This window comes from Roseateles sp. P5_D6 (genome assembly GCF_054049415.1).
This window is the reverse complement of sequence record NZ_JBFUMK010000010.1, coordinates 207,776-226,381: the sequence shown is the minus strand read 5'-3', so window position 1 is coordinate 226,381 and position 18,606 is coordinate 207,776. Positions and strand designations below refer to the sequence as shown.

The window sequence follows — 18,606 nt, the reverse complement described above, 5'->3', positions numbered from 1 at the left end:
TTCACCTCGCCTCGTAGTGGTCGTTCACGTAGGTCATGGGGACCCACCGGTAGCCTGTGCCATCGCGGCGCAGATGGCCGACGCCGGGGAACGAGATGTGGTCGGCCGCGACCCAGTACCGGCCCTTGACCGCGTCGGCGAAAGCCTTCTTGCGCGTTGCTGCGGCGGCCTTGGGATCGACGTCGAAGACGATCGTCACGCCCGGGTTGGGCATCTGGACTTCCGCCACGTGAACCAGGTCGCCCCAGAACACCAGCTTCTCGCCCTTGCTCTCGAGCGCGTAGAACGTGTGGCCCGGTGTGTGGCCCGGAGCGGGGATGGAACGGATGCCGGCGAACAGCTCGGTCGCGCCGGAGAACGTCTTCACCTTGCCGGCATCGACATAGGGCTGCACCTTGGCCGAAGCCTCGTCGAAGTACTTCTTCGCCGCCTCCGGCGCCCGCGCGCGGTTGTCGGGATTCAGCCAGTGCGCGACCTCCTTCTGCTCGATGTGGACCGTGGCGTTGGGAAACACGATGCGCTGGCCATCCATCAAGCCACCGGTGTGGTCGGTGTGGATGTGCGTGATCAGGATGTCGGTGATCTGCGCCGGCGTGACGCCCACCGCCTTGAGACTGGCCTCGAGCTTGTTCAACGTCGGGCCGTAAAGCTCGCCGGTGCCGGCGTCCATCAGGATCAGGCGGTTGCCGGCCCGGATCAGGTAGGCGTTGATCGAGGCATCGACCTCGGTCGTCTGATACGTGTCCGCCAGGCGCGACGCCACCTCGCCGGGCTGGGCGTTGGTCAGCAGCTTCAGCGTCGGGATCGGCAGTGTGCCGTCGGAGAGTGCCGCGATCTCGAAGTCGCCGAGCTTGAAGTGGTAGTAGCCGGCTTGATAGCGGCTCACCTTGGTCGCAGGCGCCTCGGCCGCGGACGAGACCGGGGCGACCAGGCTGGTGGCGACAGTGGCGGCCAGGAAGGCCGCAAGGAAGGTGCGTTTCATCGTGAGGCTCCTGTTAAGCGATGAAAGCCACTATATTTATCGCCATCTTGTTTATAAAGATCGATATAGCTATTTCACAATCAACGATATGGAAACAATGATCGACAACCTGGCCGAGCTGACGATCTTCGACAAGGTCGCCAGTGCCGGCAGCCTCACGGGGGCCGCGAACGCGCTGGGCCTGTCGCTGGCAGTGGTCAGCAAACGCCTGGCCGCCCTCGAGGCGCGCATGGGCGTTCGCCTGCTCAACCGGACCACGCGGCGGCAGTCCATGACGCAGGAAGGCGAACGCTTCCACCTGCATTGCGTGCGCATCCTTGCGGAGGTGCAGCAGGCCGAGGTGGTGATGCAGCACAGCCGCACCGACATCAACGGGCACCTGCGGGTGACGGCACCGCGCATGCTGGGCACGCGCTATCTCGCCCCCCTGGCGGCGCAGTTCCAGGCCATGCATCCGGCGTTGCGGATCGAGATCGTCTTGAGCGACGACGTCGTGGATCTCGTGGAACAAGGCATTGACCTGGCGCTGCGCTTCGGGGTGCTCAACGACTCGACGATGACGGCACGCCACATCGCCGACAGCGAGCTCGTCCTGTGCGCCGCGCCGGACTATTTGCTGCGCTTCGGCTCTCCCGACACGCCTGCTGCGCTCTCAGCGCACAACTGCATCCTCTACGGCACGCGAAGCACGCGGCACTGGCTCTTCCAGCATGAAGGCAAACCGGTCTCGGCCGAGGTGAACGCGACCTTCCTGTGCAATGACGGCAACGCGGCCAAAGCACTCGCGCTCGCCGGCGGCGGGATCTTTCTCAAGTCAATATGGGATGTGGGCTCGGAGCTGAGGGATGGAACGCTGGTGCGCGTGCTGGGCCGATACGGCATCCCCAGCGCACCGCTGCATGTCGTGTACCCGCATGCATTGCATCTGGCCCCGCGCGTACGCCACTTTGCCGACTACGCGCTCAAGAGCCTTCGCGGCGAATGGGAGCTGCTGACCGATCAGGCCTCCGCCAGCTCTTGACTTGCCGTCAGCGGACCAGAGCAGAACTCGGCGACGTCTTCGGCGGCGCAGTCGAACCACCGGCGAAAGGTGTTCCCGCAGGACGTCGGTGCGCCTGAATTCACGCGGCCTTCCTGCCGCGGTTTGCCGCGCCACGCTTGGCCGCGGGCTTGGCTGCCGCCTTCTTCGCCGGCGCCTTATCGGCCGGTGCCTTCGCCGCCTTCTCGGCCTTGCGCGCCTTGCCGCCCAAGCTCTGCTTCAGCAGCTCGGTCAGGTCGACGACATTGCTGCTGCTCGTGTCCGGCGCCTCTTCGAAGGGCTGCACGGTCGCCGTCTTGCCGGCCTTGGCCTTGCGCTTGACCAGCTCATGGATGGCGCTCGTGAAGTCGTCCTTGAACTTCTCGGGCTTCCAGGCCGCAGTCATCTGATTGATGAGCTGCTGGGCCATCTTCAGCTCGGCGGGCTTGACGCCCGCAGCGCCAGCGGCTCCCACCTTAGGCAAGTCCAGCGCATCGGGCGAGCGGATCTCCTCGGCCCAGCGCAGCACGCCCAGCATCAACGCTGGGCCGGCCGGGATCAGCGCCGCGAGGTGCTCCTTGTTGTGCAGCACGAAGCGCGCGATGCCGATGACACCGGCTTTCTCCAGCGCTTCGCGCAGCAGCGCATAGACGCGATCGGCCCGGCCATCCGGTGCGAGGTAGTAAGGCTTCTCGATGTAGACGAAGGACACGTCCGCCGCCTTGACGAAGTTCTCGATCTGGATGGTCTGCGTGCGCTTGGGGTAGGCGGCCTTGATCTCGTCGTCGGACAGCACCACGTACTCGTCGCCCTCGAGCTTGACGCCCTTGACGATGTGTTCCTTGTCGATCTCCTTGCCGGTGCGCTTGTTGATGCGCTTGTAGCCCACCGGGTCCATGCTGCGCTTGTCCAGCCAGTCGAAATCGATCTCCTGCTCCTGCGTGGCGCTGTGCAGGGACACGGGCACGTGCACGAGGCCAAAGGAGATGGCGCCCTTCCAGATGGCGCGGGGATTGGCGCTGGGGCCTGCCATGTCTTTGCCTCGGTGCTTGCCTCAGCGGCCAAACCGCGCGTACGCGGTGGGCAAGGCATAGGCCGAAGAAGCCGCCGCCTTGGGCCTGGGCACCTCATCGGGTCTTGGCGGTGGCGGCACTTCCTTGCGGCAGGCGGTCAGGCCAGCCACGGCGACCAGTACGGCCGCGGTCAATTGCTGAAATCTCTGTCGGGGCGGCATTTCGGAATCGGTCAACGTGACCCCGACACTATGGGCGACCCGCTGCGGCCGCGCCGTCGGCGGCCGGACCGTCCGGTTGTAGGTCTGCGCCGACCAGGGCCTGTTAACGCTACGGCAATGGGTCGCGAAGGCTCGCTGCCAGGGGCCAATCAAGACGCAGCACGCCGCCCGCACTGATGTGCGGGCAAGCGGTGCAACGCCGAGTGGCCCCTGGCGACGGGCCTTCCCGAAGGGTTGAGGCCAGAAAGGCCGCGCGCGGCGTTGCAAGTGCTCGCCGGGTGGCCAACCCGGCTCCGCTTTGCGCCTTGCTCGCGGCCCTTCTGGCCTCAACGCGACCCATTGCCGTAGTGTTAGCAGGCCCTCGTCCCCGGAATCCGCGATGCGAAAGGTCAGGCCGGGCTTGCGGGCGCAAGACTGCGACCGACCTGACATCGAAAGACCGGCATGAAGGCCCTGCTGACTCTCGCTCTCGCCGCCACCGCGGCAAGCGCCCCCTCGCGATGGACGCCCGAGCGCGTCTCGACCGATCAGTACGAGTCCTCGCCGAGCTTCGCCCCCGACGGCCGCACGATGATCTTCATGCGCGCCAACCCGCAGTTCTCGGCCTACCGCCTCATGCAGTCGAGCTGCGGCCCGCGGGGCTGGAGCGAGGCCGTGCCGCTGGCCATCGCGGCGCCGCTGCCGGCCAGCGAGGCTGACCCTTTCATCACGGCCGACGGCCGACAGCTCTGGTTCGTGTCCAACCGGCCCTTCCCCGGCAAGCGAGGCGACGACCTGGACATCTGGGTCGCCGACAGCGACGGCCGCGGCGGCTGGGGTGCCCCACGGCGCCTGCCCGAACCCATCAACTCAGCGCAATCCGAGCTGCTGCCACGCCGCCTGCCCGACGGCCGCCTCTTCTTCGGCTCCGACCGCCCCGGCGGCCTGGGCGGCAATGACGTCTACGTGGCCACGCCCCGAGCCGACGGCGGCTGGCGTGTCGCCAACCTGGGCTCGCCACTGAACACGCCCAGCAACGATTACGAGGTGGAGATGTCGCGCGACGGCAGCCAGGCCGTCGTCGTGTCCGACCGCGAGGGCCGCTCCCACCTCTACCGCTTCGCGCGCGGCGGCGACGGCTGGCGGCCCCTGGGCCGGGTGCCGGCGCGCGATGACGTCTTCCAGGTCGGCCCGCTGCTGTCGCCCAAGGCCGACCGGCTGCTGTTTGCCCAGGCCGACGGCGAGCGTTCGGGCGAGCTCTTCGTCATCGACCTGCAAACCGGCGCCGACTCCACCTGGCCGCCGGCCTGCCCCGGGAGCAAGCCATGAATCTCACCCGCCGCACCCTGGCCCTGGGCCTGGCGACAACGACATCCACCGCAGGAGCCGCCATGGCCAAGACCCGCGCCATCAATGCCGCCGAAGCGCCCGCCCCGTCGGGTGGCTATGCCCAGGCCCTGGAGCTTCGGGCGCCGTCGCGCCTGCTCTTCATCAGCGGCCAGATCCCGGTCGACAAGGCGGGCGCCGTGCCCAAGGATTTCGCCGGGCAATGCCGCCTCGTCTGGGCCCACATCGACGCCCAGCTGCGCGCGGCCGGCATGACGCTGGACCACCTCGTCAAGGTCACGACCTATCTCGGTGACCGCAAACACGCCCTGGAGAACTCCGCCATCCGCCGCGAGGTGCTGGGCGCGCGCAGCCCGGCGTTGACCGTGCTGATCGCCGGCATCTACGACAGCGACTGGCTGCTGGAGATCGAGGCCATCGCGGCCGACTGACGCCAGGCATGTGTCCCGCCAGGGGCAGATCTGCGTGGACGAGAACGGGCCGCCGGTCGGCCGGTTCCTACAAGGGCTGGGCGCTTAGCCCGACTGCCAGGCCCCGCCATAACAAGCATATTCAACGCATGGTGCACAGCACCTGGCGGAGCGGGTTAAAGCCTGCCCCGTGACCCGTGTTCAACTTTCCAGGAGTTCCATCATGGCCAGCGTCACTCCCACCATCTCTTCCTCCAAGGTCGAAGGTACCAAGGTCTACAGCCCCAGCGGCGACAAGCTCGGCTCCATCGACGACCTCGTCATCGACAAGAAGTCCGGCCAGGTTCGTTACGCGGCGCTGGAGTTCGGCGGCTTCCTCGGTATGGGCACCGACCGCTACCCGCTGCCATGGGATCAGCTGAAGTACGACACCAGCAAGGATGGCTATGTCGTCAACGTCGACAAGGCCCAGCTGGAGCGCGCACCGCGCTACCCGAGCGACGAAACGCCCACCTACAACGACGAGTACGGCCGCAAGGTCTATGACTACTACGGCTCGACCTGGTGGATGTAAGCAAGCTCTCGCCGCTTGCTGATCGAAGGGGCGGCGCTGCCGCCCCTTTTTATTGAACCCCGGAGGCCCCATGCCTGACCCGACCCGCACCCCGCCGATCCCGCCCGAGCCCGCACCGGCCGCACCACAGGCCGGCGATGTCGAGCGGCCCACCGCCAAGCAGCGGCCCGCGCGCGACGTGAAGAACGGCGCCTTCGATGACTCCGTGGCCGGTGAGGAAGACCCCGGCGCGGGCATCGACACGATGACGCCCCGGCCGGGCCGCTAACCGCCCAACAGGCGCATCAGCGGCGCCGCCGTCGCCGCGTGCGGCAGGCCGCGTTCGTCCGCTTCATCCTTGAGCCCAATGCCGCTCACTTGCCGTGATCGCGCGAGGCCTAGCAGCGCGTGCAGCTTGGCCGCGGCCGCTGGCGGTGGCAATCCTTCGGGGCGCACGTTGGAGATGCWGTTGCGCTCGGCATCAGCCAGCCCGAGGTGCGGTGCCCAGCTGAAATAAACACCCAGGCTGTCCGGCGCCGACAGCCCCGGCCGCTCGCCGATCAGCACCACGACACAGCGCGCATGCAGCAGCGCGCCGATCTCATCTCCAAGAGCCACGCGAGCCTGCGTCGCGACGACCGGTGGCGCCCAGGTCCAGCCGCCTTCCCGCAACAGCTGCTCGCGCAGCGCCGTGAATAGCGGCAGGGCCTGGCGCTGCAGGGCCAGGGCCGACAAGCCGTCCGCCAACACGAAGGCGAGGTCGCTTGCCGGTGCGTTCAACTCTTGCAGCGCTTGGGCGTCGGCCTCATTGAGCCGCCGGCCGAGGTCGGGTCGCTGCAGATAGCTCGCCCGGTCCGCCGCCCGGCTTTGCGCCCGCAACGGCGCCTCGCCCAAGGCGCGCAACCCGGCCAGCAGCGTGTCGGCATCCAGCGGCGCATGCACCGCATCGCGCGCCTCGGCATGGGCCTGCTGAAAGGCGAGGTGGGCCGCGGTCGGCACGCTGATGCCGGCGCGGCCCAGGCCGATGCGCGCGGCCGTGTAGCGGCGCAGGCGAGCCCAGGGTTGCTCGATGACGCTCACTGGTGCACCCTTCGGCCTGCGGCCTTGCCTGGCCGACAGCGCGGCCAGGCGTTCGCCAGGCATGGGATGCCCACTGGGCATCCCATGTCCGGGCTCACTCCCGCCAAGCGGGAGCGAGCTTGCTTGGGGCGGCCCGGCGCGGCGCTCACGTCTGCTCCAGCAAGACCGCAAAACGCGCTGGCAGCCCCTCGGCCAGCCGCGGCACGTCACCGGCCTCGAAGATGCCCATGCGCTGCAGCCAGGCCTCGAACTCCGGCGCCGGCCTCAGGCCCAGCAGGCGCCGCATCGCCAGCGCGTCGTGAAAACTCGTGCTCTGGTAGCCCAGCATGATGTCGTCCGAACCCGGCACGCCCATGATGTAGTTGCAGCCGGCGGCGCACAGCAGCGTGAGCAGGCTGTCGACGTCATCGACATCGGCCTCGGCATGGTTGGTGAAGCAGACGTCCACACCCATGGGCAGGCCGAGCAGCTTGCCGCAGCAGTGGTCTTCCAGGCCGGCGCGCAGGATCTGCTTGCCGTCGAACAAATACTCCGGCCCGATGAAGCCGACCACGCTGTTGACCAGCAGCGGCTCGAAGCGCCGCGCGACGGCATAGGCGCGGCACTCCAGCGTCTGCTGGTCGCAGCCATGATGGGCGCCGCTGGACAGCGCACTGCCCTGGCCGGTCTCGAAATACATGACGTGGCGGCCGCCGCGCTTGAGCGCCAGCGCCGCCTGCCGTGCTTCTTCGAGCACCGCCAGCGTGATGCCAAAGCCGCGGTTGGCGCCCTCGGTGCCGGCGATGGACTGGAACACCAGGTCCACCGGCGCGCCGCGCGCGATGGCCTCGATCGTCGTCGTCACATGCGTCAGCACGCAGCTCTGCGTCGGGATCTCGTGGTGAGAGATGACGGCGTCCAGCATCTGCAGCAGGCGCATCACCTGCGGCAGGTTGTCGGTCGCGGGGTTGATGCCGATGACGGCGTCGCCCGCGCCCATCAGCAGGCCGTCGAGCAGGCTGGCCGCGATGCCGGCCTCGTCGTCGGTCGGGTGGTTGGGCTGCAGCCGCGTGGCCAGCCGGCCGCGCAGGCCAATGGTGCTGCGGAACTGCGTGACGACCTCGCAGCGCTGCGCAATCAGCATCAGATCCTGCACGCGGCAGACCTTGCTGACGGCAGCGGCCATCTCGGGTGTCAGGCCCGGGGCGATCTGCGCCGGGTCGACGGCATCTGCCAGCAGCGCGTCGCGCAAACCGCCCACCGTCAAATGCGAGATCGGCGCGAAGGCGGCCGCGTCATGCGTATCGACGATCAGCCGCGTGACCTCGTCGCTCTCGTAGGGCACGACGGCTTCGTTCAGGAAAGTCGTCAGCGGCAGGTCCGCCAGCGCCAGCTGCGCGGCGACCCGCTCGCGCGCATTGGCCGCGGCCACGCCGGCCAGCTCGTCCCCCGAGCGCCGCGGGCTGGCTTTGGCGAGCAGGGTGCGCAGGTCCGCGAAGCTGTAGCGCTCGCCGCCGAGGGTGTGCGTGTAGGCCATGGCTAGGGCCTGTTGGCACTGCGGGGATCGGTGCGAGAGGGTTTGCGCGGGTGCAGGGCTAGACGCCACGCCGAAGCCCGGGCTTCTCGCCCGGGCAAGGCGTGCAACAACGGCATGCGCCCGCGCAGACCCTCTCCCGAAGGGTTGTGACTCAAAAGCCCGCCCGCGGCGTTTCTCGGCCTCGCCGGGTAGCAAACCCGTCTGCGCCTCATGCCTTGCTCGCGGGCTTTTGAATCACAACGCATCCGATCCTCGCAGTGCCAACAGGCCCTTAGTTTGCGCTGCGACCGCTTCGCTTGCATGACCAAGGTGTGACGCGGCCGGCTCCGCAAAGCTGAGGATGCCCGGCCCGGCCATGGCGGTTAGCGTCGCGATCCTGCATATCAGCGCGGGAGATTGCCATGGACGATGAGAAAGTTTCCCGGCGGGTCAAATGGGGCGTCATCGGGCTGCTGGCGATCTGCGCGGTCCTGGCGCTCACCTTGCTGGCGCCGAACCCGAGAGGCGATTCCGCGCTCTGGTTTGTCGGCCTGCTGGTGCTGATGGCCACCGCGCTGACGCTGACGGCCATCGTCTTCGGCGGCCTCAACCTCAACGACGCCAACGAGGCTTTCGGCCTGCCCTCGGGTTCGGTGCGCACGCTGCTGGCCGTGGGCGTGATGGTGCTGTTCGCGGTGTTCGGCCTCAAGTTCTTCAGCGAAGCGCAAGAAGAGGCCCGCATGCCCCGCCCCGGCGACAAGCCCTTCGAGCAGATCGAGGTGCCGCTGGCACGGCTGCCGGACGAGATCACGCGCTACAAGCAGGTGCCTTCGCTGCTGGTCGTCGTCGCCTCACCCGGCCGCGCCGCCTCGGGCACCGATGCCGGCGCCAATGCCAAGCTCAATCTCTACACGCTGGAGTCGCGCCCCTCGGCCAGCGCGATGGACGCGCAAAAGCAGCTGCTCACCGCCATCATCACCCTGCTGACGACGGTGGTGGGCTTCTACTTCGGCAGCAAGAGCGCCGGTGACGGCCTGCGTGCGCGCAACGAGGGCACGCCCGCCGACCCCGCGGCCCCGCAGCGCCAGCAGGCGGCTCTGGCCACCGAGCGCGATGCGCTGGAGGCCCACATCAAGAGCGATCGCGAGACCCTTGAGGGCTTGCGCAACGCGCCGGGTGACGTCGACGCGGCAAGGCGCCAGAAGCTGGACGAGGCGCAGGGCCTGTCGAGCCGCCTGGACGCGCTGCGCGACCAGCTCGCCCGCGCGCTGACCGAGGCCCAGACCCGCCTGGGTGCCATCGCCGCGGCGCCGGCCGGCGGCGAGGCCGCTGCCCGTGACGCAGCCCAAAAGGCACTGGCGCGAGCCAGCACCGAGCTGGATGCGCTGAAGCAGGCCGCCCAGCAGTTCGAGGCCGCCGTCGCCCAGCTGCGCACACCCGCGGCCAAGACGCCTTAAACCCAGGTCAGCGCCACCGCGTCCCGCACCGCGCCCACGGCCGGCACGGCAAGCGCCGCCGGGCTGCTGATCCAGCAGAACCAGGTCGGCGCCGACCAGCCCGGCCAGATGCGGGCCTGGCCGGCGTCTTCCATCAGCGTGGCCTGGTCGCGCCGCACCATGCCGGCGCCCATGCCGGCCGCCACCATGCTGCGCACCGCCACCTCGGTGTCGGCCTGCAGGCCCACCTCCAGCACGGCGCCGGCCTGGCTGAACAGCCTTTCCTGGTGGCTGCGCAGGCCGCAGTCGGGCGGTGTCGTCACCCAGGGCAGGGCGGCCAGGCCGGCCAGGTCAGGCGGCAGGCCGCCGTGTATCAGCAGGCGTTGCGGCACCACGGGCACGATCTCGGCGGCCTGCAGGCGCCGCACTTCCAGGCCCTCGATCTCGGCGTGCTCGTGCAGCACGCAGGCGCAGTCGAGCTCGCCACGGCGCACGGCGGCGATGGCGCGCAGTGACACCAGCTGCTGCAACTGCAGCTGCACCCCCGGGTGGTGTTCGGCCAGGTGCACGAACACCTCGCCCAGGCGCAGCGCCACCGCGTCGCTGACCGTGCCCATGCGCACCTGGCCGCGCGCCTCGCCGCGGATCTGCGCGGCCGCCGCCTGCATGCCCTGGGCCGCGGCCAGCGTGCGGCGCGCCTCCTCCAGCAGGCGCTCGCCGGCGGCCGTCAGCGCCATGCCGCGGGCGCTGCGCTCGAACAGCTTCACGCCGAACTCGTCCTCCAGCGCCTTGAGCTGGGCGCTGACCGCCGGCGGGCTGGTGAACACGCGCTCCGCGGCGCGCGTGAGGTTGCCCTCGGTGGCCACGGCGACAAAGGTCTTGAGCTGGTAGATCTCCATGGCCGCCATTCTGCTCAGGGGCGGCGGGGCGGGGGTGTGGATTTTCTGAACGGGGCGGTCGGCCGAAACGAATGGATGAAATTGCGCCAGGCGCCGAGAGTGAAGGCATCGACATTCGTCTGGAGACCCTCCATGACCGCCAACACCCGGCCCGGCGCCATCACCGCCCTGCTCTTTGCCACCTCCACCTGGGGCAGCCTGTTCCTGATCGGCAAGACCGTCGTCGCCCAGCTCGACCCCGTCTGGTTCACCTTCTCCCGCTACACGCTGGCCACCGCGGTGCTGGCCGTGCTGGTGCACTTCGCCGGCAGCCACCCCTGGGCCAAGCTGCGCCGCCACGCGCTGCGCCACAGCCTCGTCGGCCTGGCCGGCTATGGCGTGTTCAGCATCATGGTGTTCCATGGCCTGCGCCTGTCGCTGCCCTCGCACGGCTCCGTCATCATGGCCACCATGCCCTTCACGACCATGGCGCTGCGCTGGGCACTGGACGGCCAACGCCCGCCGCTGCGCGCCATCCTCGGCGCCGCACTCGCGCTCACGGGTGTGGCCACCGTGGCCAACCTGCTGGGCCAGGCGAGTGAGATCAATGCCCGCATGCTGCTGGGCGACGCCATCACGCTGACCGGCACGCTGGGCTGGGTGCTCTACACCCGCGCCATGGCCAAGGTGCCCGACCACAGCCCGCTGGAGTACACCGCGCTGACGGCCATCGCCGCGCTGCCGGGGCTGGCACTGGTGGCGCTGCTGGCCACGCTGCTGGGCTGGGCCGAGGCGCCGTCGGCCGAGCTGCTGCTGGGCCTGAGCCCGAAGCTCGTCTACATCGCCCTGGTGCCCACCGTGGCCGCCGTGCTGGCCTTCAATGCCGGCGTGAAGAAGCTCGGCGCGCCGCTGGGGACGCTGTTCCTGAACATGGTGCCGGTGTCCGTCATCGCCGTGCACGCCGTGATGGGCGAGGCGCCGCATGCCAACGAGATCGCCGGCGCGGCGCTGGTGGGCCTGGGCCTGGCGCTGACAGTGTGGGCGCCCAAGGCCGCCGCGGTGCCGGCGCCGCGCGTGGCCCTGGGCAACGCGGCGCCTTGCACACGTTGAAGCCCGCGCTCACCACGCTGTCATGCAGGCGGCCTAGCCTCGGCGCCTCACGCCGCCGAGGTTCCCTGCGCCCATGCCACCGCTGACCGCTCTCCTGCCCTGGGCCTGGGCCCTGCTCGCCCTGCTTGCCTTGCCGGCCGCCCTCATCGCCCTGCAGGGCAAATTGCTGTTCGGCCGCACCTGGGTCATCCGCCGCACCGACCCCGGCCCCGCCGCCGCGCGCCGGCGCAGCGAGGCCGTCTGGCTGGCGCGCCCCGGCGGCGTGCGCCTGCAGGGCTGGCTGACCCAGCCCGCGGGCGAGGCACCCCGCCGCCTGCTGCTGTGGTTTGGCGGTCGCAACGAAAACGTCGCCTGGACGCCCGACCTCGCCGGCTGGCTGCCCGACGACTGCGCGCTGCTGGCCTTCAACTACCGCAGCCTGGGCGAGAGCGGCGGCTGGCCGTCCGAGGCCGCCTGCGTGGCCGACGCCGAAGCCGCCGCGGCCTGGGGGCTGGCGCGGCTCGGCTTGCCGCCGGGCGCCCTGCACCTGGYTGGCCGCAGCCTGGGCACCGGCGTGGCCATGCAGCTCGCGGCGCGCCTGGCCGCGGCCGCCCGCCCGGTGGCCAGCGTCGCGCTCATCACGCCGCTGAAAAGCCTGCGCGCCGTGCTGCGGCGCAACCTGCTGCTCGCACCGCTGACGCCCTGGCTGCGCTCGCCGCTGGACAGCGTCGCCGCCGCCCGCGCGCTGAACTGCGAGGTGCTGGTGCTGCTGGCCGAGCAGGACCGCCAGGTGCCGCACGCGCATTCACACACCCTCGTGCAGGCGCTACAGCATGCCGGCTCGGCCGTCACCGTGCACCAGCTCGCCGGCACCAACCACCGCAGCCTGGCGCGCACGCCCGCGGCGATGCGGCAGCTGGGCGGGTGGTTGCTGGAAGAATCGACCGCACGATGAAGAAAACCCTGAACGCCCTCGCGGTGGCCGCCGCCGTGGCCAGCACGCCGGCCCTGGCGGCCGACACCCAGTTCGCCGTCCTCGTGCTGGCCATGCCCACCAAGTACCACTACGAGTACATCCCGGTGGCGCGCGAGAGCTTCGAGAAGCTGGCCAGGCTGCACGCCTTCGAGCTGACCTGGACGGCCCAGCCCGGCGCCTTCGAGGGCGACCTGAGCAAGTACGCGGCGGTCGTGCTGCTCAACAGCTCGGGCGAGGAGTTCAACGAGGCTCAGCGCGGCGGTTTCGAGCGCTACATGAAAGCCGGCGGCAACGCCGTCGTCGTGCACCGCGCCATCATCAGCAAGCCGGGCCTGTGGCCCTGGTACGAGAAGCTGGTGGGCCGCTCCTTCGTCATCCACCCCATGCTGCAGACGGCCGTCGTCACCAAGACCGACGCCAGCCACCCCGCCACCTTCGGCCTGCCGGACCGCTGGATCTGGAGCGACGAGTGGTACGAGTTCAGCAACCCGCACGGCGTGAAGATCCACCCCGTGCTGGCCGTGGACGAGCGCAGCTACGACCCCACGAAGATCTGGCCCGGCCAGGTTGCCAAAGGCATGGGCGCCGACCACCCGGTGAGCTGGTGGCAGGCCTACGAAAAGGGCCGCGTTTTCGTCACGGCGCTGGGCCACAACCAGGCCATGTACCGCGACGAGCGCTACCTGGACCACCTCTGGGGTGGCATCTGGTGGGCCGCCACCGGGCGCTGACGACCCGGGTTCGGCCTACTTCGAGAACCAGCCGGCGATGCGCTGCTTGATGCGCAGGAAGAAGCCGGCGCGCTCCACATCAGCCAGCGCCACGACCGGCGCCTCGCCCAGCGTCTTGCCATTGGCCACCGCGACCGCCTTGCCGATCACGGCACCCTTGGCGATGGGCGCCTCCAGGCCCGGGTTCAGCGTCAGCTCGGTCTTGACCGCGGCGGCCTGGCCCTTGGGCACCACCAGCGTCCAAGGCTTGGCCAGGCCCGCCGCCACCTCGGGGGCCACGCCATACACCACCTTGGCGTTGGCCAGCGCAGCGCCCGCCTGGGCCGGCGTGGCTTCCTCGAAATTGGCGTAGCCCCAGTTGAACAACACCCGGGTCTGGTCAGCGCGGGCCTGCTTGCTGTTCGCGTTCATGATGACCGAGATCAAGCGCATGCCATTGCGCTTGGACGAGGCGGTCAGGCAATAGCCGGCGTCCTCCGTGTGCCCGGTCTTGAGCCCGTCGACGGTCGAGTCGGTGTAGAGCAGTGCGTTTCGGTTGCCCTGCTTGATCTTGTTGTACGTGAACTCGCGCTCGGCGTAGATCGGGTAGTACTCGGCGCTGTTGCGGATGATGGCCGCGGCCAGCACGGCCAGGTCCTTCGCTGAGGCTTTGTTGTTGGGGTCGGGCAGGCCCGCGGCGTTCGCAAAGTGCGTCTTCGTCATGCCGAGCTTGGCGGCTTCGGCATTCATCAGGGTGACGAAGCCGGCCTCCGAGCCGCCGACGTGTTCGGCCAGCGCCTTGGAGGCGTCGTTGCCGCTGGCGATGACCACGCCGCGCAGCATGTCCATCAAGGAGGCCTTCTCGTTGAGCGGCACGAACATGCAGCTGTCGCCGTCCTTGCCGCCGCGGCACCAGGCGCTCTCGCTCATGGTGACCATCTCGTCGGGCTTGAGCTTGCCGTTCTTCAGGCCCTGCTCTACCAGATAGCTGGTCATCATCTTGGTGAGCGACGCCGGCGGCAGCGGTTCGTCCGGGTTGGACGACGCGAGCAGCTGGCCCGTGTTGAAGTCCATCAGCACCCACGCCTTGTTCTCGAGCACCGGCACCGACTGCCCGCTCGCGTCGGTCGTGATCGCCTGCTCGGCGGGGGCGGCAGCCTTCTTAGCCTTCTTGGCAGCGGCGTGGGGCTTGGCATGCGAAGCGGCGCTGGCGAGCCCGACGGAGCTGATGAGGAGCGCGCTGGCAAGAACGCAGGGGAGCAGATGGGAAATGCGCGGTGTGCGGGTCATGGAGAGATGCTTGCTGGAGAAGCCAATAGGTAGTTCGGTCGCTCGCGATCAATTCGCTGATCACTGAGATGGGCGGTTCGTTGTGCTGGCGCGAAGCGCACCCCAGGTGTCCGATGGACCGGCCCGGGGCGGCGAAATCGCGCTCGGGATGTCATCGGCACGGGATCGCGCCAGGCGATTCGGGGGCCAATTGTGTCCCCTCGGATGCCTACAACGGCCCTGGCGATGGAGATCTCACGAATCTCTACAACTGCGCCGGCGCGCAATCACTCACCGCCATGAACGCATCCCGCGGGCAAACTGCACTCCAACGAAGCTGAACACGGGCGACCGAGCCCGCCCAACGCATGCAGCGCCGCCCGTTGATCCTGTCGCCCTTGTTGACCCTGCTGCCGTCGCTCAGCCGGGCCGCGCCCTCGCCGAACGTGCTGCCGCTCTGGCCCGAGGGCGTGCCCGCCGCCGTGCGGGCGGATGCGCCAGCAGCGCGCGGGGACCTCGGCGCCGAACGCGTCGACGCGAACGGAAGCATCGCCAACGTGTCGGTGCCCACGCTCACCGTGGTGCCGCCCGCCGTCGACCGCCCCAACGGCACCGCCGTGATCCTGTGCCCGGGCGGCGGCTACCGCTACCTGTCGTGGCAGCGTGAGGGTGAGCAGTACGCCGCCTGGCTGAGCACGCTGGGCATCACCACCTTCATCCTCAAGAGCCGCCTGCAGGAGTGGGGCCACCCCGCGCCGCTGCAGGACGTGCTGCGCGCCATCCGCCTGGTGCGCTCGCGCGCGGCCGAGTTCGGCGTGGGCCCGAAGCGCATCGGAGTGATGGGCAGCTCCGCCGGCGGCCACCTGGCGGCCAGCGCCAGCACGCTGTTCGACCATGCCGACGGCCGCACCGGCGCCGCGCTGGACAACAGCGTCAGCGCCCGGCCCGACTTCGCCGTGCTCGTCTACCCCGTCATCACGATGACCGACCCCGCCGCCCACGCCGGCTCGCGCCGCGCGCTGCTGGGTGACGCGCCCAGCCCGGCGTTGCTGGCGCTGGCCTCCCTGGAGCAGCAGGTGACGGCCGCCACCCCGCCCACGGTGCTGCTGCACACGCAGGGCGACAAGACCGTGCCGGTGCAGAACAGCATCCTGTACTACCAGGCCCTCACCCGCGCCGGCGTGCCGGCCGAGCTCTACCTGTTCGAGCAGGGCGGGCATGGCATCGGCATGCGCGACGGGTTGGGTACGGCGTCGGCTTGGCCGAGGCGGGTGGAGGACTGGCTGCGGCAGCGGGGGTTGTTGGGCGCGGTGGGGCGGTGAGGCGTGGGGCTGCGATGGGCGGGCGTTCAGTCGAACGCCTGAAGCAAACAGCTAAGAACGCGGAAACGGCGGCAGGGCCGCAGCCACGTCCCGAAACGCAGATAGCGCTGCTTCCAGATGCTCAATGATTTCCTGCTGCAGCACATCCGGCATCGGCAGGTCATCTAGGTTGTCCAGGCTTTCGTCCTTCAGCCAGAACACATCCAGACTGGCCTTGTCGCGGGCGACCAAGTCCTCGTAGGCGTAGAACTTGAAGCGATCCGTCGCCACCCGCTCATGCCGGTTGGCCGGGTTGTAGCAACGGATGAAGTCCTGCAGATCGGGCAGCTTCAGTGGCCGTGTCTTCAGCGTGAAGTGCTGGTTGGTGCGCAGGTCGTAGAACCACACGCCCTTGGTATGGGCCCGGCCGTCCTTCGGCGCGTTGTCGAAGAACACCACGTTCGCCTTCACGCCCTGCGCGTAGAAGATGCCAGTGGGCAGGCGCAGCACGGTGTGCACGTCGCAGGTCTCCAGCAGCTTCTTGCGGATCTTCTCGCCGGCGCCGCCCTCGAACAGCACGTTGTCCGGCAGCACCACCGCCGCGCGGCCATTCACCTTCAGCATGCTGACGATGTGCTGCAAGAAGTTGAGCTGCTTGTTGGACGTGGTTTCCCAGAAGTCCTGGCGCTCGTAAGTCAGCGCGTCGCGGTCCTCCTCGCCATCCTCGTTCGTGATGGTCATGCTGCTCTTCTTGCCGAACGGTGGGTTGGCCAGCACCATGTCCACAGCCAGGCGCGGCTCGGCAATCAGCGCATCGGCCCGCTCCACCGAGGGCTCGCCCACCAGGTCACCGATGCCGTGCAGCACCAGGTTCATCAGGCACATGCGGCGCGTACCGGCCACGATCTCGTTGCCGTGGAAGGCCTCGTCGCGCAGGAAGTGCTTCTGCGTTTTTGTCAGTCGCGGCGTCTCGTGGCCCAGCCAGTGGCCGTGATCGCGAAGCCAGGGACCGGTGCCGGTCAGCCACTCGTTGGCCGCCAGGAAGAAGCCGCCCGTGCCGCAGGCCGGGTCGGCAATCGTCTGGCCGGGCTTAGGCCGCATGCAGGCCACCATGGCCTGGATCAGCGCACGCGGCGTGAAGTACTGGCCGGCGCCGCTCTTGGTGTCCTCGGCGTTCTTCTGCAGCAGGCCTTCGTAGAGGTCGCCCTTGGTGTCGGCATCCATGCCCACCCAGGACTGCTCGTCGATCATCTGGACCAGGCGACTCAGCTTGGCCGGGTCCTGGATCTTGTTCTGCGCCTTGAAGAAGATCGCGCCCAGCATGCCGCCCTGCTGGCCGAGCTTGTGCAGCGTGGTCAGGTACTGCGACTCCAGCGGCTCGCCGGTCAGCGGGCGTAGCGTGGCCCAGTCGTAGCCCTTGGGGATGCGGGTGTCGCGCTGGTAGGGCGGCGCGGCGTACTCGTGCGCCATCTTCAGGAACAGCAGATAGGTCAGCTGCTCCAGGTAGTCGCCATAGCCCACGCCGTCGTCGCGCAGCGTGTGGCAGAAGTTCCAGACTTTCTGGATGAGGGTGGAGGTGTTCATGGATATGGGTGCCGGGTCGATTGGTTCTATCAAGTGACCTGCAAGTACTCGGAATCTTGGCTAAGTTGTTGATTTTTCAGATGCCGCACGACCACGTCCTGGCGACTCTTCTGAGGAGCGACACAGCGCCATCAAGTAGCGATTGGCGTGCTTGGAAAATAACTGCATCGCTAAGTCTTTGATTTGTTTGAAAAGAATGCCGATGCGGCCTTTGTTTTCCACGGCCGCGAATAAAGAAGTTACCGCTCAAACGACCTGCGGTGGCGACACCCAGAAACACGCCCAGACGGAGTCCATCAAGTGACCGTCAAGTACCGAAGTCGTCGCTAAGCCATTGATTTCTATGAAGCGAGTGGTCGCAACCACCGCCCTGAGCCGATCTTCGTCAAGTACAGCCCCCTCACGCCCAGAACGGCACGTACTTGCGGTACTTCGGCGGAGCCGTTGCATCGTGGAGGCGGATCATCTGTTGACCCAGCGCCTCCTTGATCAGCCTCGACGCCACGGCACTGTTCTTGACATCGAGCCCCAGCCGCCCGCGCAAGCTGGTATTGGTCATGAAATCGCGCTCGACGTAACGCAGGCAGGCGTGCAGATAGATCGCCCGCACGCGGTCACTGGCATCCATCTTGGTCAGTGATCGGGGCGCAAACAGCGTGCTCCGCGTGGACTCCCCCACCACCTCGAAGGCGGGCGCCGGCAACTGGTAGTACTCGGTCTCAAAGACAACCTTGTCCACGCCGCTGCCGCGCTCTTCGCAAATGCCCACGCGCCTCATCACCGATGCCAGCGCCTCGTTCCGTGATCGCGGAGGGTGATCCAGCAGGCGTTGCGTGTCCACCAGCGGCGTACCTGGATTGGTGATCTCCAACCGATCACCAAACAGCTCCACCATCGGCCCACTGCCCGTGACCGAGAAGTCCTGATGAATCAAGGCATTGGCCACCAACTCACGAATGGCCAGCTCCGGGTACATCGGCACGGACTTGCGCAGCGCCTGCCCCATCACCTCGCTGCTCGGCAGCAGCCCGTTGATGAATCCCACCAGGCCCTCGAAAGCTGCTGCGTAACCGCGGCCGCCTTCCTGTTCGCGCAGGGCGGGCATGGCATCGGCATGCGCGACGGGTTGGGTACGGCGTCGGCGTGGCCGAGGCGGGTGGAGGAGTGGCTGCGGCAGCGGGGGTTGCTGGGCAAGGAGCAGACGCGGTGAAGCGGCGTGGGCTGCTGGATGCGCCGCCCTGGTTAAACCACGTGCCTCGATACCA

General features: G+C 68.5%; 19 protein-coding genes. 10 read left to right on the top strand and 9 right to left on the bottom strand.

From position 1 onward, the window contains the following. Position 1: 1 nt before the first annotated feature. Positions 2–982: an MBL fold metallo-hydrolase gene (locus ACXJKM_RS15840; protein ID WP_457353557.1), complete on the bottom strand. Its 981-nt coding sequence runs from the start codon at positions 980–982 to the stop codon at positions 2–4. Positions 983–1,070: 88 nt separating this feature from the next. Between ACXJKM_RS15840 and ACXJKM_RS15835 the strand changes: the two genes are divergently transcribed. Then, the gene (locus ACXJKM_RS15835; RefSeq protein ID WP_457353555.1) at positions 1,071–2,003 is read left to right on the top strand and encodes a LysR family transcriptional regulator; all 933 of its coding nucleotides are present in this window, start codon (positions 1,071–1,073) and stop codon (positions 2,001–2,003) included. Between the two features lie 100 nt (positions 2,004–2,103). Here ACXJKM_RS15835 and ku read toward each other — a convergent pair whose 3' ends face one another. Beyond that, positions 2,104–3,033 (bottom strand): non-homologous end joining protein Ku, encoded by a 930-nt coding sequence (gene ku / locus ACXJKM_RS15830; RefSeq protein WP_457353553.1) that lies wholly within the window; start codon positions 3,031–3,033, stop codon positions 2,104–2,106. 645 nt (positions 3,034–3,678) lie between these two features. Between ku and ACXJKM_RS15825 the strand changes: the two genes are divergently transcribed. The 4 genes from ACXJKM_RS15825 (at position 3,679) to ACXJKM_RS15810 (ending at position 5,812) form a co-directional block, all read left to right on the top strand. After that, the gene (locus tag ACXJKM_RS15825) at positions 3,679–4,542 is read left to right on the top strand and encodes a TolB family protein (protein WP_457353551.1); all 864 of its coding nucleotides are present in this window, start codon (positions 3,679–3,681) and stop codon (positions 4,540–4,542) included. Then, entirely contained in the window at positions 4,539–4,991 is a 453-nt protein-coding gene (locus ACXJKM_RS15820; RefSeq protein ID WP_457353549.1) for a RidA family protein, read from the top strand. The genes ACXJKM_RS15825 and ACXJKM_RS15820 overlap by 4 nt, the downstream gene beginning before the upstream one ends. A gap of 202 nt (positions 4,992–5,193) precedes the next feature. Further along, positions 5,194–5,544, top strand: coding sequence for a PRC-barrel domain-containing protein (locus ACXJKM_RS15815; protein WP_056191319.1), 351 nt, complete (start codon positions 5,194–5,196; stop codon positions 5,542–5,544). Between the two features lie 70 nt (positions 5,545–5,614). Next, positions 5,615–5,812 (top strand): hypothetical protein, encoded by a 198-nt coding sequence (locus ACXJKM_RS15810; RefSeq protein ID WP_056191317.1) that lies wholly within the window; start codon positions 5,615–5,617, stop codon positions 5,810–5,812. On the opposite strand, the gene eutC is transcribed toward ACXJKM_RS15810, so the two are convergent. Next, a complete protein-coding gene (gene eutC, locus ACXJKM_RS15805; protein WP_457353547.1) occupies positions 5,809–6,603 on the bottom strand; it encodes an ethanolamine ammonia-lyase subunit EutC in 795 nt (264 codons plus the stop codon). The two genes, ACXJKM_RS15810 and eutC, sit on opposite strands and share 4 nt — an antisense overlap. A gap of 145 nt (positions 6,604–6,748) precedes the next feature. After that, positions 6,749–8,119, bottom strand: coding sequence for an ethanolamine ammonia-lyase subunit EutB (locus ACXJKM_RS15800; RefSeq protein ID WP_457353545.1), 1,371 nt, complete (start codon positions 8,117–8,119; stop codon positions 6,749–6,751). Positions 8,120–8,520: 401 nt separating this feature from the next. On the opposite strand from ACXJKM_RS15800, the gene ACXJKM_RS15795 reads away from it, so the two are divergent. After that, on the top strand, positions 8,521–9,555 hold the full coding sequence (locus tag ACXJKM_RS15795; protein WP_457353543.1) for a hypothetical protein: 1,035 nt from the start codon (positions 8,521–8,523) through the stop codon (positions 9,553–9,555). On the opposite strand, the gene ACXJKM_RS15790 is transcribed toward ACXJKM_RS15795, so the two are convergent. Next, the gene (locus tag ACXJKM_RS15790) at positions 9,552–10,433 is read right to left on the bottom strand and encodes a LysR family transcriptional regulator (RefSeq protein ID WP_457353541.1); all 882 of its coding nucleotides are present in this window, start codon (positions 10,431–10,433) and stop codon (positions 9,552–9,554) included. The two genes, ACXJKM_RS15795 and ACXJKM_RS15790, sit on opposite strands and share 4 nt — an antisense overlap. A gap of 132 nt (positions 10,434–10,565) precedes the next feature. On the opposite strand from ACXJKM_RS15790, the gene ACXJKM_RS15785 reads away from it, so the two are divergent. From ACXJKM_RS15785 to ACXJKM_RS15775, 3 genes are all read left to right on the top strand, one after another. Beyond that, entirely contained in the window at positions 10,566–11,522 is a 957-nt protein-coding gene (locus ACXJKM_RS15785; protein ID WP_457353539.1) for a DMT family transporter, read from the top strand. A 73-nt stretch (positions 11,523–11,595) separates the two neighbouring features. Beyond that, positions 11,596–12,456: an alpha/beta hydrolase family protein gene (locus ACXJKM_RS15780; RefSeq protein WP_457353537.1), complete on the top strand. Its 861-nt coding sequence runs from the start codon at positions 11,596–11,598 to the stop codon at positions 12,454–12,456. Continuing rightward, the gene (locus ACXJKM_RS15775; RefSeq protein ID WP_457353535.1) at positions 12,453–13,208 is read left to right on the top strand and encodes a ThuA domain-containing protein; all 756 of its coding nucleotides are present in this window, start codon (positions 12,453–12,455) and stop codon (positions 13,206–13,208) included. Before ACXJKM_RS15780 ends, ACXJKM_RS15775 begins: the two co-directional genes overlap by 4 nt. A 15-nt stretch (positions 13,209–13,223) precedes the next feature. On the opposite strand, the gene ACXJKM_RS15770 is transcribed toward ACXJKM_RS15775, so the two are convergent. Next, complete coding sequence (locus ACXJKM_RS15770; RefSeq protein ID WP_457353533.1) at positions 13,224–14,477, bottom strand: D-alanyl-D-alanine carboxypeptidase family protein; 1,254 nt, start codon at positions 14,475–14,477, stop codon at positions 13,224–13,226. A gap of 347 nt (positions 14,478–14,824) precedes the next feature. Here ACXJKM_RS15770 and ACXJKM_RS15765 point away from each other — a divergent pair, with 347 nt between their 5' ends. Beyond that, positions 14,825–15,778 carry an alpha/beta hydrolase gene (locus tag ACXJKM_RS15765; RefSeq protein ID WP_457353531.1) on the top strand — a complete coding sequence of 318 codons (954 nt, stop codon included), beginning with the start codon at positions 14,825–14,827 and terminating at the stop codon, positions 15,776–15,778. Positions 15,779–15,829: 51 nt separating this feature from the next. Here ACXJKM_RS15765 and ACXJKM_RS15760 read toward each other — a convergent pair whose 3' ends face one another. The 3 genes from ACXJKM_RS15760 to ACXJKM_RS15750 all read right to left on the bottom strand — a co-directional run bounded on the left by ACXJKM_RS15760 (position 15,830) and on the right by ACXJKM_RS15750 (position 18,446). After that, positions 15,830–17,341: an N-6 DNA methylase gene (locus tag ACXJKM_RS15760; protein ID WP_457353529.1), complete on the bottom strand. Its 1,512-nt coding sequence runs from the start codon at positions 17,339–17,341 to the stop codon at positions 15,830–15,832. Positions 17,342–17,401: 60 nt separating this feature from the next. Further along, positions 17,402–17,563 carry a hypothetical protein gene (locus tag ACXJKM_RS15755; protein WP_457353527.1) on the bottom strand — a complete coding sequence of 54 codons (162 nt, stop codon included), beginning with the start codon at positions 17,561–17,563 and terminating at the stop codon, positions 17,402–17,404. Positions 17,564–17,741: 178 nt separating this feature from the next. Next, on the bottom strand, positions 17,742–18,446 hold the full coding sequence (locus ACXJKM_RS15750) for an ATP-binding protein (RefSeq protein WP_457353525.1): 705 nt from the start codon (positions 18,444–18,446) through the stop codon (positions 17,742–17,744). Positions 18,447–18,606 lie beyond the last annotated feature (160 nt).